The organism is Acinetobacter sp. YH12049 (genome assembly GCF_013419875.1).
Lineage (GTDB): Bacteria > Pseudomonadota > Gammaproteobacteria > Pseudomonadales > Moraxellaceae > Acinetobacter > Acinetobacter amyesii.
Genome location: NZ_VOZH01000008.1, coordinates 46,804 through 62,622, shown reverse-complemented (window position 1 = coordinate 62,622; position 15,819 = coordinate 46,804). Strand labels below are relative to the sequence as shown.

Below are 15,819 nucleotides of genomic sequence, written 5' to 3'. Positions count from 1 at the left end.
ATTCAAGCAAAAAAAAGCGACCTGATCAGGTCGCTTTTTAATGTAAAGTCTACATCTTCACGTTTTGCTTCAATGATCAGATCATGTTGAATTCTCTGATCATTGAGCTATCTAAGTACTTGGCTATCTAATCATGCATTAGTTATCAGATAATAAAGCCACTTGTTGAATGTAGTTAAACAATTTCAACTTCGATGCAGTCAGTTCTTCTTCGCTTACATTTTTGGCTATATCACGTTGAATACGCAAAATATGCTGACGAATAGGATGATGTTCAGCAGCATTATGTGCTTTCATGAACTCTTTAATGACTGGATCACCTTGGGCAATCATACGTTCAGTCCAGCGTTGAAGCTGCGCTGTTTTTTTCGCACCTTGCTGTGGGGTTAAATAAGATAAAATCATGGTTTCATCTTCATTACGCAGCAATTTACCTACACGTTGAAACTGACGGCGTCGTGCTTCATGTGAAGTAATTGTTTGTGCATCTAGTAGTGCTTCGATCAGACGCTCTTCAACAGGAAGATTTTTAATCTGTTTAGGATTCAGTTTTGCAAGTTCCTCGCCCAAAGCAGCCATACGTTGTACAGCTTTCTTTTGCTCAGTTTTACTTGCACGTCCTTCTAAGGATTCAAAGTCTTCTTCGGTATAGCGGTTCGGTCGACGTGCCACGTTTAATCTGCCTCGTAAAATTTTGCTGCAAACAGTGCTTGAATTTCGGATAAAGCTTTTTCTTCATCTGCACCTTCAATCACTAAGCGTAAAGTTGTGCCCTTGCCTGCGCCAAGCATCAGCAAAGACATAATATTTTTGGCATCTACTAATTTTCCACCCTTACCAATTTGAATCGACGAGCGAAATTTGGTCGTGACTTCGATTAGCTTGCCAGATGCACGCGCATGTAAACCCAGTTTATTAATTACGTCAACAGTTGTGTCGATCATGACCAGTGCTTCATTTCTCTATGTAGAACCTGAATAGACCATTTTGCCTCAAGTGCTTTTTTTAGTCTATCTACGATATATACCGAACGGTGTTGCCCACCTGTACACCCGATCGACACCGTCATGTAATGACGATGCCCTTCGGCAAATGCCGGCAGCCATTTATCCAAAAAATTATAAATATCTTGGAACATTTCATTGGTTTGTTCACTTTGTTGTAAAAACTGACGAACTGGCTCATCTAATCCTGAATACTTACGCAATTCCATATCCCAGTGTGGATTGGGCAAATGACGGACGTCAAAAACATAATCTGCATCTAGTGGAATACCATGCTTATAGCCAAAAGACTGTAAGATCAAAATTAAATTATCTGCCTGTCCAAGTTTAGACAGCAAGGTATGTTTTAAATCATGTACACTCTTATCTGTAGTATCAATATGTACTGTCGAGCGTAATTGAATCGGCAACAGTAAAGATTTTTCTTCCTGTATGCACTCATTTAAACTTTTGAAACGACTTGCCAACGGATGGGGACGTCGAGATGAACTGAATCGCGCAATCAATTCCTGATCACGCGTGGTCAAATAAATAATATCGACTGAGCCATGGCGTTGTAGCTGTTGAAAAACCAAATCGAACTCTTGTAAATCTGCACGTGTACTGCGGACATCCACACCCAGTGCCAATTGTTCAAGATTATTTTCTGAATCGAGTTTTTCAACAATTTCGGGGAGTAAGGCCAATGGCAAATTATCGATACAGTAATAGCCCAAATCCTCAAGTATCTGTAATGCAGATGACTTTCCAGATCCAGATTGTCCTGTAACAATTAAAATGCGCTTCATCGCTTGCTACCCCATAGCCGTTTTAAACTGCAGTATATTTAACCTGCATATTATCAATAAGACGTGTTGCGCCTAATTTAGCCGCAATAAACAACACCACGTCTTGATCAAATTCTTCAATTTTCTGTAATTCAGGTGTACGTGCTTCAACATAGTCCACAACAAAACCCGCTGCTGTCAATGTTGCTTTAATATTCGCTAACACATCTGCCAGTCGAGTTCCAGCATGTAATTCTGCCTCAGCCGTTTTCAAGCTTTGGTAAATCGTTGGTGCAATCGCACGATTTTCCGCACTTAAATAACCATTGCGTGAGCTCAATGCCAAACCATCTTCAGCACGCGTAATCGGCACACCAATCACTTCTAGTGGAATATTTAAGTCACGTACAAACTGACGAATCACTGCAAGTTGCTGGTAATCTTTTTGCCCAAAGAATGCAAAATTCGGTTGAACAATATTAAAGAGTTTTGTCACAACAACAGCAACACCGTCAAAATGACCCGGACGCTGTTCGCCACACAAATCATTGGTAATACCGCCCACGCTAATATTGGTTAAGCGCGGTTTGTTGCCATACATTTGTTCAACAGTCGGTGCAAACACGATGTCACAACCCACTTCAGCCAATAAGTGCTGATCTTGTTCCAAAGTACGTGGATAGTTGTCAAAGTCTTCATTTGGACCAAACTGAATTGGGTTAACGAAAATACTCACCACCACGACATCACACAGTTTACGTGCTTCACGAACTAAATTAAGGTGACCTTCATGCAAGTTCCCCATCGTTGGTACAAAACCAATGATTTTACGCGCAGCACGTGCTGGATTTAGCGATGCACTTAAACCTTGAATCGTTGTTTCAGTTTTCATGTCTTACAGCTCAATTTGGAATGTATGTTCTTTGGCAGGGAAGCTACCATCTAGTACGGCAGCATGATACGCCTTAAACGCATCCACAATTGCCGTTTCCCCTGCTTGCTCTTTCATAAAGTTGCGAACAAATTTCGCCACGTGACTAAACGTCAGTCCCAGCATATCTTGTTGAACCAAGACTTGAGCATCCGTTTCTGCACCGGCACCGATCCCAATCACAGGTGTATTTGGGAACAATTCACTAATTTCTTTACCCACTTGGGCAGGAACACATTCCAAAAGTAAAAGTGCTGCACCTGCATCAACCACAGCTTTACAGTCTGCAATGAGTTGATCCGCAGTTTCGCGTGTACGTGCTTGCACTTTATAACCGCCAAACACATGAACCGATTGCGGAGTTAACCCTAAATGCACACACACTGGAATACCATTACGGGTCAATACTTCAACTGTTTCTGACAACCATGCACCACCTTCCAATTTGACCATCTGCGCGCCTGCTTGCATTACGGTCTTTGAATTCACCAAAGCATCATTCAAAGTGGCATAGGTCATAAATGGCAAATCTGTCAGAATAAACGCATGCTTATTGCCACGACGCACTGCCGCAGTGTGATATGCCATATCTTCAACAGTGACAGGTAAGGTTGAGTCATTACCTTGAATGGTCATCCCCAATGAATCACCAATCAGAATACTATCGACTTCAGCAACTTCCATTGCTTTTGCCATGCTCGCATCATAGCAAGTCAAGCAGGAGAATTTGCGGCCTTCCGCTTTAAATTTTTTCAAGTCACTTAGACTAATCATTTCAATATTCCTCAGATGACGGCTTTCTCAAGTGGTCATACAAAAATTAAAGATGGGCCCAGTTTCCTGCATCCAATACAGTTAAATTTGGATTATTCAAAATAGGTAAATCTTTTAATGGTTGTCCTTTAATCTGTAGATTCTCATCTAAATCCAACAAAGGTTTCAACACAAAATCACGTTCTAAAACACCAACATGAGGCACCGTCAAACGTTCATTTTGAATGTGCTGTTCACCATAAATCAGTAAATCTAAATCCAGTGTACGCTCCCCCCAATGACGTAGGCGTACACGCCCCGACTCTTGTTCAAAGCGTTGCAATTCATCCAACAAGGCCAAAGGTGCTAGATCAGTTTCTAATGCAACCGCTGCATTTAAATAATTCGGCTGATCTTGTGGCCCCATTGGCGGGCTTTGATACAGTTTTGAGACTTTCACTTTTCCGAGTGTTGCAAGTTTATGCACCGCTTCACTAAGGATCTGTAGAGAATCACCTAAATTACTGCCTAAACCAATATATGTCAGCGTCATTGTGTTGGCCCAAAAATAACCTGAGTCAAATCTCGTTTCACACGTTTACGTTTTAAAATCGGATGATCTGCACCAATTTCACCACTGGCTGACGCTGCCACGATTGACACTGTCGCTGGACTGTTGGCATGTGATTTAGGCTTACGTTGACGGCGACTTCTGCTTTCTGGTTCATTCACCAGCGGTTCAATTTCAACTTGCTGATGAGTAGAAGTTTTGGCTTCCACATCTTCATGCGCCGCTTTACGACGACTCTTGGCACGTTGACGATTGTATTGGCTAATTGCCAGTTCTTTTTCGTCAGTGCTCATCTGCTGATAAGCATCCCACCACTGGCCCATACCTTGCGTGCTTGTATCGCCCGATTTTTCACGCAGAAGCAAGAAGTCAAAGCCTGCACGGAAACGCGCATGACCTGATAGTGCTTCAATTTGCTGTGGTTTTGGATTCAGCAAACGGGTTTGCATTTCCCAAACTTCACGAATAAATGTTTCTGCAAAGCGTGGAATAATGGTTCGTGTAGCCTGACGTTTCAATACATCCAAGCCTGCTTGAGCACGCGCTTCAGCAGGAACCACACCTTTATTCAGATAGAACGTACAACGTTCTTGGAACGGAATCCACAATAACACGGCATAGAAAAATGCAGGGTTAATGGTTTTCCCAATCGAAATACGTTGATCGGTATTTTTTGCAGCCAACTCAATAAATGGGGTTACGACCGGTTTGATATCTGCAAATAATTGATACCAAATACCAAAATCGATCAGCATCGGTAAGACGCGATTGAGATGCCCCATGGTAAAGAGCTTTTGTGACTCATCGTATAAACGATGTGGAGACACATCACGCAGCAATTGAGTGAGTTCTGGAGTAAAAACATCCAGAATTTTTTCATCAATATTAAAGTTTAATTTGGCTGCAAAACGTAAAGTCCGAAGCATCCGCACAGGATCTTCTTCAAAACGTAATTGTGGATCACCCAATAAACGCAACGTTTTATGCTTAATGTCATCTACTGCATGACAAAAATCTAGCACTTCACCTTTGCGTGGTTGGTAATACATTGCATTGATCGAGAAGTCACGACGTGCAAAGTCTTGCTCAATCGTACCCCAATTATTATCACGTAAAATCATGCCCGCAGCAGAAGTCACGGCTTTTTTAGGTGGCGCACGAAAGGTCGCAACTTCGATCAGTTCACGTCCTGAGTAGACATGCGCCAGCTCAAAACGACGACCAATAATTCGGCAACGTCGCCCGAAGACTTCTTTCACCTGAGCTGGTGTCGCATTAGTTACGGCATCAAAATCTTTAGGTGCATGACCCAACATTAGGTCACGGACACCGCCACCCACGATATAAGCTTCATAGCCTGCCTTAGTTAAGGCATCAATCACATCTAAAATGGAAGAAGGTAATTGTGCGGTTGATAAACCACATTTGGACGCGCGCAAAGTTTGCAAAAGACGCTGTCTCCTACGTCTGAACGTAAAATTCTTAAGATGTCGCTAATGATATCTCTAACACAATCAAAGGGCAATTTGATTATCTCAATGCTCAAGCTGAGCTTAACCTAATTCTTTTTTTTACACTTCACTTAAAGTGCCAATTTTGCTTTATTTTTAGCAAACAGTGCAGGACCGATTCCCTTAACCTGTTGAATATCATCAATGCTTTTAAATAAGCCATTACTTTTACGATATTGCACAATGGCTTCTGCTTTTTTCTGACCAATTCCATGTAATGTTTGCAGTTCATCGACTGAGGCTGTATTTAAGCGTACCTGATCTGTTCGACTATTTTGTTGGGTGCTGGGGCGTGACAAATAATAGTTGGCATTGCTCGGTGCAGTTGTCGCTTTGGACTTAGTGGCCTCAGATTGCTTTTTTAATTGTTGATCTTGAGCTTGCTGCATGGCTTTCCATTCCGCGTAGCCCGAAGGGCTTTGCGCAAAAGTTAAATCTGCCATTAAACTCAAAACCAAGACAAGTAGTTGTGTAAAGCATTTATTCTTTAGGATGTAGTGCATATTCAGCCTGTTGTTTTAATTGTTGTTTTGCCTGTTCCCATAACTGATCCATTTCAGTCAGGGACAAGTCTTCTACATGTTTTTGTTGTAATGTGGCCTGTGCTTCAATATAAGCAAAACGGCTTCTAAACTTATGAATGGTACTTAAAAGTGCCATCTCACTTGAGATGCCAATCTTACGTCCAACATTCACCAGTGAAAATAAGCAATCACCAAATTCATCAAATATTTCGTCGGATTTTTTGCCTGCCAATGCCTCTTTTAATTCCCCCAGCTCTTCCTCAAGCTTGCCATAAGCCCCTTCAATATCTGGAAAATCAAAGCCAATTTTCGCCACATTTTTTTGGATTTCATCTGCTTGGCTTAATGCAGGAGCATGTTTAACTTCATCTAATCTAGATACTGATTTCCCTGCTTTTTCTTGTTGTTTAATCTGTTTCCATAGTGTTGCCACATCATCCGCATTGAGTGCTGAGAATTGCTCTGCCTGAAACACATGGGGATGACGGCGAATTAATTTATCTGTAATGGCTTGCACCACATCTTGAAAATCAAATGCGCCTTGTTCGCTATACATCTGCGACTGAAAAACCACTTGTAGTAATAAATCCCCCAGTTCATCTCGTACATCATCACTCTGACCTGAACGAACTGCCGCTTCAACTTCATAGGCTTCTTCGATGGCATAACGAGTCAAACTTTCTGGGGTTTGCTTTTGATCCCATGGACATTTTTCACGTAATTCTTTCATCACTGCTAATAATTGTTCCATGTGAACTCCAGCTATTTACTCATCAGTACATTGTTTCGATTACAGAATTTGATATGCTCAAAATTCACTCAGGGAATGAGCAACTCAATTCAGGGAAGCATAACATGCAAAGTATTTTTATTAGCGGTGCAGGACAAGGGATTGGCGCAGCAATTGCACGACTGTTCATACAACAAGGCTATAAAGTTGGGCTCTACGACATTAACCAATCTCAAGTCACCTCATTAGCTACTGAACTCGGTAGCCATGCCAAAGCTGGGCTTTTAGATGTGACACAACCAGAGCAATGGCAAAGCGCTTTAGCTGAATTTGTTGCTTGGGCAGGTCAGCTGAATATCTTAGTCAATAATGCCGGAATTCTGCATTCAGGCAGCTTTGAACATACGGAACTGTCTGCACACCACCGAACAATTGATATCAATGTCAAAGGGGTGATAAACGGTTGCTATGCGGCATTCCCCTATTTAAAACAAAGCAATTTTGCTCGTGTGATTAACCTCTCTTCGGCTTCAGCAATTTATGGACAAGCCGATTTAGCCAGTTATGCCACATCTAAATTTGCTGTCCGCGGGTTCACTGAAAGTTTGGATATTGAGTGGCAAAAATACAATATTCGCGTTTTAGATGTGATGCCTTTATTTGTTCAAACCGCGATGGTGCAAGACATTGATGCACAAAGTATTAAGAAAATTGGCGTCAATCTTCAACCGAGCGATGTCGCTCAGCAAATTTATGCCTTGGTACAAAAAAAGGATACGGTCTTAATGGCCACACATACACCTGTGGGGATGAAAGCTAAATTTTTATTTAATTTATCGAAGTTTAGCCCGCAATTTGTCAACCGCTTAAGTAATATTTGGATTGCACAAAAACCCAAATAGTAACGTGTTACTAATCATCTAATTTTGCAATCATATTTGTACGCAAATTACACAAAGTTACACAATTGTCACATTTTAACAGGACAAAATTCCTTTTTTTGAATAATATTCACCCGCCCATTACTTTCGGGCGTTTATTATCTAACAATAAAAGTGAATTATTTCATGAAAAAATTACTTGTTCTTGCAACTGTTACTTCTATTTCAATTTCTGCTTTTGCTACAACTCAATTCGCATCTTCAGAATTAAAAGCGATGGATTGTGCAACTCTTGCTGTTGAAAAAGCGAATGCTAAGCGCTCTTTAGAAGCTGCTGACAAAAACATTGCAAACATCCAAGCATCTGCTCAAGCGCCAGGCAAATCATTGAGCAAATTTGCTGGTTTAGCGGGTGGCGCTCTTGCTGCTTTCGGTGGTAACTCTGAAAAAGCTGCTCGTGCAGGCAACATTGCAAACAGCTTGGCTGGTGAGCAAGATACTTCAGAAGCAGGTAATCTTGAACTTCAACAAGCGAACAAATCTGCTGCTCAAGCAAACATCGACAACATTGGTATCTACCAAGGTTCTAAAAAATGCAAAATCTAATCTAAAGCCAGTTTAGATTAATTTAAAAAAAAGCCCTGTTCAGCCAGAACAGGGCTTTTTTCATGATGATTTTATTTCATACCGATTTATAAGACATTCAACTCAATATTAGGCAAATGAAAGCCTCGGCAAGATTGTTCACTTTGCCATGCCACCGTCAACATGACATGCGGCAGTTGAATATTCTGATAAGCAAAAGTGCCAATTGCGGGATGGCTACACATCCCACCATTCTGCTCAGGATGACACTGTGTATTCAGTTCATTCAGGTTCACTCGAATCCCTAAACCTGACGCTTTAAGTACCGCCTCTTTGGTGGTCCAAACTTTAAACCAAAAATCAGGATCATGCTCACAACTGTCCCAATTGAGCAATTCTTCGGGATGAAAGCTGTGTTGAGCCATCGCATCAAAACAAACTTTTCGATTTAAATCCTCAATATCCACACCAATATTGGCGATTTTTTCACTGCTGGCTAAAACATAATGCTGCTGGCTATGACTATGATTAAAATGAAAGTGTGGAAAATCAGGAAGAAAAGGCTTACCAAATGCAGACTTTGAAAAATCTGAATTTTCAACTGACCTATTTAGCCGCTGCGCAAGTAATTGATTGCGATATTGGTAAATGGCTTGTTTACGCACGGCAATTACCTCTTGACGACTCAAGCCATGCGGCTCCACAAAGAAGTCAGTAATTGCACTATATTCAAGCTGAATTTTCGCCATAAGTTGTTGATCCAATATCTTTTACACTACGTCCATGACGCTATATTTTATGCGACACTCCGACACAAAATACACCACATTACAGATGAGCGCATCGGTCCTTTGACTCGTCGAGATTTTAAAACTCAGTTTAAAAATATTTCTAACCACTTAAGAAATACTTAATATTATAAATATATTCAAATACTTAAGTATAATAAATATTTCAAATACATCTTCAATTAGATAAAATACTCTAGATTCTTATAACTTTAATTTAAAACTCGGGGTAAACCAGATGCTAAGAAAAATCACCTTAATCAGTTCACTTTGTGTCCTACCATGTTTCGCTCAAGCAGGTTTATTGGATGCAGCTGTTGCAGTGATGGGTGCCAAAAATGGCGCGATTATGGACCAAGCTGAAGCTCGTATGAATCAAAGCCGTCAAGAAGCTGCTAACGCCGTGGCTCAAGCAGACCGTGGCTATGCCTCAAATTTCAATCAAGCTAGCCAAACCAACAATAGTGTTTATAGCACCAGTTATTTAAAAACCTTGGATTGCACAGACCTGAGCGTTGAGCGTAAAACTTTCGAACGTACATTGGAAGCATCACAACTGGCATTAAGCCAAGCGTCAGCACAGCAAAATAACCAAGCTTCAAAATGGGCGGGGCTTGCTGGCAACGCGCTATCCGCCTTTTCAGGTCAATCTGAAACAGCGGCACGTATGGGACAATTTGCTACGGCTTTTTCGGGCAATAAAAATACACAACAGGATAGCAACAGCGCTCAGCAAGCCATGGAAGTTGCTCAAGCCAACCTCGATAATATTGATATTTACCGCCAAGCTAAAAAGTGCAAAAACTAATTTCTACATCTTTTTAGATAAATAAAGTAAAAAAGCCTGCATATCTGCAGGCTTTTTTACTTATCCAAACTTAGCGTTTGAATTTCTTTTCCGCTTTTTTGAACTTCTGAACATAACGACGTTTACGTGCAGCCGTACGCTCATCGATTTGCGACTTACGACCCTCAAATGGGTTATCAGAGGTTTTAAATTCAATTTTGACTGGCGTACCTTCAAGTTTATAAACTTTACGGAACACGTTTTCTAGGTAACGACGATAGTCATTTGGCGTTTTATCAACTTTGTTACCGTGAATCACAATCGTCGGTGGATTTTGTCCGCCCATATGTGCATAACGCATTTTGATACGACGACCTTGAACCATTGGTGGTTGGTGTGCATCAGTTGCATCATTCAAGATTTGAGTGATTTTCGCAGGTGACACTTTCAAATGCGAAGAATCATAAGCACGGTGGATCGATGGATAAAGATCACCAACACCTGTACCGTGAAGTGCAGAAATTAAGTGAATTTTTGCCCATGGAATAAAGTCAAAACGACGTTCAACATCTAATTTACATTGTTTACGGTCGTAGTCAGACATGTTGTCCCATTTGTTGATGGCAATCACCATCGCACGGCCTGCTTCAAGCGCATAACCGATCAAATGCAAGTCTTGCTCAACGATCCCTTCACGTGCATCGACAACAATTACCACAACATGCGCATCTTTCATCGCTTGTAAAGTTTTCACAATCGAGAATTTCTCGATCATTTCGTCCACTTTACCTTTACGACGTACACCCGCAGTATCGATTAATGTGTATTTACGGCCATCACGTTCAAATGGGATATAAATCGAGTCACGTGTAGTACCTGGTTGGTCAAATGCAACCACACGGTCTTCACCCAACAAACGGTTCACTAGAGTCGATTTACCCACGTTTGGACGACCAATAATCGCTAAACGTAAGCCTGTGTCTTTATCGTGTTGTTCTTCACTTTCATCTTCAGGCACTTCAGCTAACACTTCTTCAAGCATTTGCTGAACACCACGACCATGGCTGGCAGCCACTTGAAGTGGTTCACCCATACCCAATTTGAAGAATTCAACTAAAGCTGCTTCGGCATGAACACCATCAACTTTGTTGGCAACAAGATAAACTTTTTTACCTAGCGTACGTAAGTCACGTGCAATTTGCTCATCAGATGCCAATAAGCCTGCGCGCGCATCGACCACAAAGACAATAATATCTGCTTCATTAATGGCAGTTTTTGACTGTTCTGCCATGTACGAGTCGATACCGCCCTCAGTTTCGCCAATACCCCCAGTATCAACAACAATGAAAGATTTATTTTGATAAGTCGCGTCACCATACTTACGGTCACGAGTCAGACCGGCAAAGTCAGCAACGAGAGCATCACGGCTCTTGGTTATCTGGTTAAACAACGTTGATTTTCCGACGTTCGGACGACCAATGAGCGCAATTACGGGTTTCATAGATTAACCTTTATTCCAGATCAGCCAGTTTGGTCTGGTCTGAACATCAGAAAGCTTAGGAAGAATGGAAATAGGATAAATGCCTAAAATAAATAAAAACACGGGGCATTGATGATTCAATCCCCCGCGTTAAAAATACGGTTTGACTTATTTTAACATAAGCCGCAGAAAAATTAACGGTTCTGCCAAATGCTTAATGCCCCCTTACGTGTCGACACATATAATTGGTTGTCAATTACACGTAGTGAACGTACTTCACCACTGGTTTTAGAACGACCAACCAACTCGCCTGTCGCTGGGTTGATTAAGTGAAGTACACCATCCAGATCACCAACCACAAGGTCTTGACCTAACATCACTGGGTTACTCAAATTACGATTAAGCAATTGGTCATTTTCCCACAATGTTTGACCAGTGGTAATTTCATAAGCCACAATTTTACCATCAGTTTGTGTCACAAAGACACCATTGCCCGCAACTTCAGGACGCTGAATGCTACTCGCATCATTGCTCCAGATCACTTGTTGTGAGGCAAGATCAAGCGCTGTCACTTGGCCTTGGTAACTGGTGGTAATTAAAAATTGACCTGCTACAGTCGGTTCACCATCAATATCAATGAGACGTTGTACATCTGAACGACCATCTGACACTGCAACACGACGCTGCATTTTCGGAATACCGCTCAATGCATCAATCACATAGATATAGGCATTTGAAGAAGCGATGAGAACATGACGCGCATCGAGTGATACCGGTGCTGCCATACCACGTAAACTAAACTGCACATTTGGCAAGTTATAGGTCCAAGTTTGTTGGCCCGTTGCCACATCGTTTGCGTATACCGTACCATCATTGGTAACTGAAATAACGCGACCTGCTTGAATCAACGACGGTGAAAGTAACGCGCCGGTTAATTGCGCAGTCCACTTTTGTTCACCTGTTGCCTGATCTAATGCAAATAATTGACCTTTTGCATTACCCACAACCACAATACCGTCAGCAGCTTCTACACCTGCAGTCAAACCTTGTTTAGAGATTTTCTTCTGCCATAAGCGCTCTTTACCTTTGTAGGCTTGAACTTCACCGTTAGGATTTACGCTAAAAACAACGCCATTATCTGCATCCATACGTAAACGCAGTGGATCCGCTTCCTCAGTTGAAGCCACACTGTTTGAAAATACAGGTGCTAAAGTTTTTGCCTGTTCCAATTTTGGTAAAGAATTTGGTTTTACTTTTTCTACTTTTCCTTTATTTGCACAACCAGCCAAAGCAAGTGTTAAAACTGTCAGCGCACAGGTAATTTTGTATTTTCTATTCATTCAGTTGCTTCCACTTGTGTATCTATAATCGGACGTTCAATTTCAGGATCATCAACTAAAACGCCTACACTTTCGAGTTTAATTTGTAAAATTTGACGTTCTTCTTGTCGTTCAACCAAAGCATCCCATGCACTTTGATAAACTTTCTTTGCATTTTCGATATCATTTTTTGCAACATAGACATCGCCACGGGCTTCATCTGCAGTCGCTTGAAAAGCAGGTTCTTTAACTGCTTCTAAGGTTTTTAATGCTTCATCAAATTTCTTTTGTGCCAATTGTGCATACGCTAAACGTAATTTCACCAATTGAACTAAGCCTGCATCGTCAACTTTTGAATTTTCAACTTTTTTCAAAGCTTTTTCAGCATTGGCATAATCCGCTTTATCATACGCCAATTTTGCCATAAGCAACTGAGTTTGGATGGCTTGCGGCGAATCTGGCGCTTCTTTTACAATTTTATCTGCAGTCGCAGAAAGTTGTGTAAACGCATCGCCAGTCGCCGACTGAGCATCATCCATTAACTGCTGTACTTTGGCTGTTTGCATTTGCGATTCAGCCAAAGTTTTCTTCTGCCAGTATTCCCATCCGAAAAAGGCAATCAACGCAATTAAAATGCCGCTAACAATGGCAGAGCCATATTTTTTAGCAAACGATTTTAAATTATCAAGTTGTTCTTCTTCACTCAATGCGCTCATGAAATTACCTTTTTCCTTATGTTATAGGGATTATTTTGAAGAAATTTTTTCGATAATGAAGGCAACAAAGTCTGCCACATTCACTTCGTGTTGTTCTGCAATAGCTAGCTCTTTCACCAGCACTTGCCCTGCTGCTTGCTCACGTTCACCGTAAATCACAGCAAATAAAGCGCCCGATTGGTCGGCTTTTTTCATTTGCGATTTCATTGAACCTTGTGAACCAACTTTTAAGCGAATGTTGCTACCCGCTGCTTCAAGTTGATCACGAATTTGTTCAGCAAGTACCAATGCCTTACCTTGAGTTGCAGGATCTGAAACCAAGAATAGCTCACAGTCACGCACTGGGGTATTGTCTTCCACTTGTTCAAGTAGAAGAAGCAAACGCTCCATACCCATTGCAAAACCAACAGCAGGCACAGACTGGTCTGCTTTACCTTTAAGCTGACCGACTAAACCGTCATAACGACCACCAGCACATACCGTTCCTTGAGAACCTAAGTGTGTAGTTGTCCATTCAAAGACCGTTTTATTGTAGTAGTCGAGACCACGAACCAATTTTTGATTGATCACAAAACCAATACCAGCATCAGTCAAATACTGCTGCAATTGGGCAAAGTGAGCCAACGTTTCTTCACCCATAAAGTCGTGAAGTTTTGGCGCATTTTCCAAAATGCTTTGTGTTTTTGCATCTTTAGAATCCAAAATACGCAGTGGATTCGTAGTTAGACGACGCTGTGAATCTTCATCTAAGTCATTTTTATGTGACTCTAAAAATTCAACCAATGCTGCACGATAAGCTGCACGTTCATCAGACTCACCTAAAGTATTGAGTTCTAATTGAACTTTATCTGCAACGCCCATGCGTTTCCACAAACGCGCAGTCATTAAAATCAATTCTGCATCTTGATCTGGTGTTGCAACACCAAAGGTTTCTACGCCAAATTGATGGAACTGACGGTAGCGACCTTTTTGTGGTTTTTCATAGCGGAACATTGGGCCGACATACCATACACGCGGTGTAGCACCACGAAGTAAGTTATGTTCAAGCATTGCACGCACACACCCTGCTGTTCCTTCTGGACGCAAAGTCAAAGACTCAGGCGGATTACCTTTGTCTAAGAATGTGTACATTTCTTTTTCAACGATATCCGTTGCATCACCAATAGAACGTTTGAACAGATGAGTCTGCTCCACAATCGGCAAGCGAATTTGCTGATAACCATAAGCATCCATCAAGCTAGATAAATGCTGTTCTAGACGTCTCCATGCAGGACTTTGCGTAGGGAGAATGTCATTAAAACCTTTGATTGCGACGATTGAACTCATGATCTACTCAGAAAAACTTGTGCGAATAATCTCTTTAGCTTTAGCGTCTTCAAGATCGCTAACACGTTGACGAACCATCGCTTCGATTTCGTCAACCAACTGATTTGTGTCAATTAAATGGCTCTTTTCGCCATTACGATACACCAGTGAACGCGGACTTGCACCAACTACACCAATATCGGCTTCTTTGGCTTCACCCGGACCATTCACTTTACAACCAATCACCGATACATCCATTGGGGTACGAATATCTTCTAAACGCTCTTCCAATGTTTGCATAACTTTGATGACATTAAACTCTTGGCGTGAACAACTTGGGCACGCAATAAAGTTAATGCCGTTTGAACGTAAGCCCAATGATTTTAAAATATCAAAGCCAATTTTGATTTCTTCTTCAGGCTCTGCTGCCAATGAAATACGCATGGTGTCACCAATGCCTTCCATCAACAAACCGCCTAAAGCGATAGCAGATTTGACTGAACCCGTACGGTAGACACCTGCTTCAGTCACACCTAAGTGTAATGGGTTATCAATTTGTGCAGAAAGCAAACGGTACGCATCCAATGTCAAAAATACATTCGATGCTTTGACTGAGACTTTAAATTCATGGAAATTTAAGCGGTCTAAAATATCAATATGGCGCATTGCAGATTCAAGCAAGGCCTGACCTGTAGGCTCACCATATTTCTTTTGAATATCTTTTTCGAGCGAACCTGCATTGACACCAATACGCATAGAGATGTCATTATGTTGTGCAGCAGCAACCACTTCACGGATTTTAGCTTCCGAGCCAATATTACCTGGGTTAATACGCAAACAATCTGCACCAAGGTCTGCAACACGTAAAGCAATTTTATAATCAAAGTGAATATCGGCAACCAGTGGCACTTGCACACGTTTACGAATTTCACCAAAAGCTTCAGCGGCTTCCATACTTGGTACTGAAACACGCATGATGTCTGCGCCCACATCTACGCAGCGCTGAATCTGTGCCACGGTCGCTTCGACATCACAGGTTTCAGTATTGGTCATACTTTGGATGCTGATCGGCGCATCACCACCGACATACACCGAACCTACTTTAATTTTACGCGTTGGACGGCGCTTAATTGGATTTTCAATCATTGTTCAGTCTGCTCTGTTGTC

Annotated in this window: 18 protein-coding genes; 3 read left to right on the top strand and 15 right to left on the bottom strand. The window is 41.5% G+C overall.

The window, feature by feature from the left end; all coding sequences use genetic code 11:
* Nucleotides 1–138 precede the first annotated feature (138 nt).
* The 9 genes from yjgA to mazG all read right to left on the bottom strand — a co-directional run bounded on the left by yjgA (nucleotide 139) and on the right by mazG (nucleotide 6,812).
* Nucleotides 139–672 carry a ribosome biogenesis factor YjgA gene (yjgA, locus tag FTU05_RS05015; RefSeq protein ID WP_078189593.1) on the bottom strand — a complete coding sequence of 178 codons (534 nt, stop codon included), beginning with the start codon at nucleotides 670–672 and terminating at the stop codon, nucleotides 139–141.
* A 2-nt stretch (nucleotides 673–674) separates the two neighbouring features.
* On the bottom strand, nucleotides 675–944 hold the full coding sequence (locus tag FTU05_RS05010; protein ID WP_067763492.1) for an HPr family phosphocarrier protein: 270 nt from the start codon (nucleotides 942–944) through the stop codon (nucleotides 675–677).
* A complete protein-coding gene (rapZ, locus tag FTU05_RS05005) occupies nucleotides 941–1,792 on the bottom strand; it encodes an RNase adapter RapZ (protein WP_078189595.1) in 852 nt (283 codons plus the stop codon). The genes FTU05_RS05010 and rapZ overlap by 4 nt, the downstream gene beginning before the upstream one ends.
* 22 nt (nucleotides 1,793–1,814) lie before the next feature.
* Nucleotides 1,815–2,663, bottom strand: coding sequence for a pantoate--beta-alanine ligase (gene panC / locus FTU05_RS05000; protein WP_180093389.1), 849 nt, complete (start codon nucleotides 2,661–2,663; stop codon nucleotides 1,815–1,817).
* A gap of 3 nt (nucleotides 2,664–2,666) precedes the next feature.
* Complete coding sequence (gene panB, locus FTU05_RS04995) at nucleotides 2,667–3,476, bottom strand: 3-methyl-2-oxobutanoate hydroxymethyltransferase (RefSeq protein ID WP_180007226.1); 810 nt, start codon at nucleotides 3,474–3,476, stop codon at nucleotides 2,667–2,669.
* 46 nt (nucleotides 3,477–3,522) lie between these two features.
* Entirely contained in the window at nucleotides 3,523–4,008 is a 486-nt protein-coding gene (gene folK, locus FTU05_RS04990) for a 2-amino-4-hydroxy-6-hydroxymethyldihydropteridine diphosphokinase (protein WP_078192650.1), read from the bottom strand.
* Complete coding sequence (gene pcnB / locus FTU05_RS04985) at nucleotides 4,005–5,474, bottom strand: polynucleotide adenylyltransferase PcnB (protein ID WP_168378464.1); 1,470 nt, start codon at nucleotides 5,472–5,474, stop codon at nucleotides 4,005–4,007. Before pcnB ends, folK begins: the two co-directional genes overlap by 4 nt.
* 134 nt (nucleotides 5,475–5,608) lie before the next feature.
* Nucleotides 5,609–6,040: a ComEA family DNA-binding protein gene (locus tag FTU05_RS04980; RefSeq protein WP_168378463.1), complete on the bottom strand. Its 432-nt coding sequence runs from the start codon at nucleotides 6,038–6,040 to the stop codon at nucleotides 5,609–5,611.
* The gene (gene mazG / locus FTU05_RS04975) at nucleotides 6,018–6,812 is read right to left on the bottom strand and encodes a nucleoside triphosphate pyrophosphohydrolase (protein ID WP_168378462.1); all 795 of its coding nucleotides are present in this window, start codon (nucleotides 6,810–6,812) and stop codon (nucleotides 6,018–6,020) included. The genes FTU05_RS04980 and mazG overlap by 23 nt, the downstream gene beginning before the upstream one ends.
* Before the next feature lie 104 nt (nucleotides 6,813–6,916).
* Here mazG and FTU05_RS04970 point away from each other — a divergent pair, with 104 nt between their 5' ends.
* Together FTU05_RS04970 and FTU05_RS04965 are read left to right on the top strand one after the other, a co-directional pair.
* A complete protein-coding gene (locus FTU05_RS04970) occupies nucleotides 6,917–7,693 on the top strand; it encodes an SDR family oxidoreductase (RefSeq protein WP_180164414.1) in 777 nt (258 codons plus the stop codon).
* A 165-nt stretch (nucleotides 7,694–7,858) separates the two neighbouring features.
* On the top strand, nucleotides 7,859–8,278 hold the full coding sequence (locus FTU05_RS04965) for a hypothetical protein (RefSeq protein ID WP_180007221.1): 420 nt from the start codon (nucleotides 7,859–7,861) through the stop codon (nucleotides 8,276–8,278).
* An 86-nt stretch (nucleotides 8,279–8,364) separates the two neighbouring features.
* Here FTU05_RS04965 and FTU05_RS04960 read toward each other — a convergent pair whose 3' ends face one another.
* On the bottom strand, nucleotides 8,365–9,006 hold the full coding sequence (locus FTU05_RS04960; RefSeq protein WP_180020995.1) for a 4'-phosphopantetheinyl transferase superfamily protein: 642 nt from the start codon (nucleotides 9,004–9,006) through the stop codon (nucleotides 8,365–8,367).
* Nucleotides 9,007–9,283: 277 nt separating this feature from the next.
* Between FTU05_RS04960 and FTU05_RS04955 the strand changes: the two genes are divergently transcribed.
* Nucleotides 9,284–9,853: a hypothetical protein gene (locus FTU05_RS04955; protein WP_180020998.1), complete on the top strand. Its 570-nt coding sequence runs from the start codon at nucleotides 9,284–9,286 to the stop codon at nucleotides 9,851–9,853.
* A gap of 70 nt (nucleotides 9,854–9,923) precedes the next feature.
* On the opposite strand, the gene der is transcribed toward FTU05_RS04955, so the two are convergent.
* The 5 genes from der to ispG form a co-directional block, all read right to left on the bottom strand.
* Complete coding sequence (der, locus tag FTU05_RS04950) at nucleotides 9,924–11,333, bottom strand: ribosome biogenesis GTPase Der (RefSeq protein ID WP_078189606.1); 1,410 nt, start codon at nucleotides 11,331–11,333, stop codon at nucleotides 9,924–9,926.
* 173 nt (nucleotides 11,334–11,506) lie between these two features.
* Complete coding sequence (gene bamB, locus FTU05_RS04945) at nucleotides 11,507–12,652, bottom strand: outer membrane protein assembly factor BamB (protein WP_180164412.1); 1,146 nt, start codon at nucleotides 12,650–12,652, stop codon at nucleotides 11,507–11,509.
* On the bottom strand, nucleotides 12,649–13,347 hold the full coding sequence (locus FTU05_RS04940) for a tetratricopeptide repeat protein (RefSeq protein ID WP_078189608.1): 699 nt from the start codon (nucleotides 13,345–13,347) through the stop codon (nucleotides 12,649–12,651). Before FTU05_RS04940 ends, bamB begins: the two co-directional genes overlap by 4 nt.
* A 30-nt stretch (nucleotides 13,348–13,377) precedes the next feature.
* Complete coding sequence (gene hisS / locus FTU05_RS04935) at nucleotides 13,378–14,673, bottom strand: histidine--tRNA ligase (RefSeq protein ID WP_078189609.1); 1,296 nt, start codon at nucleotides 14,671–14,673, stop codon at nucleotides 13,378–13,380.
* A gap of 3 nt (nucleotides 14,674–14,676) precedes the next feature.
* Nucleotides 14,677–15,798: a flavodoxin-dependent (E)-4-hydroxy-3-methylbut-2-enyl-diphosphate synthase gene (gene ispG / locus FTU05_RS04930; protein WP_180055933.1), complete on the bottom strand. Its 1,122-nt coding sequence runs from the start codon at nucleotides 15,796–15,798 to the stop codon at nucleotides 14,677–14,679.
* Nucleotides 15,799–15,819: the final 21 nt, after the last annotated feature.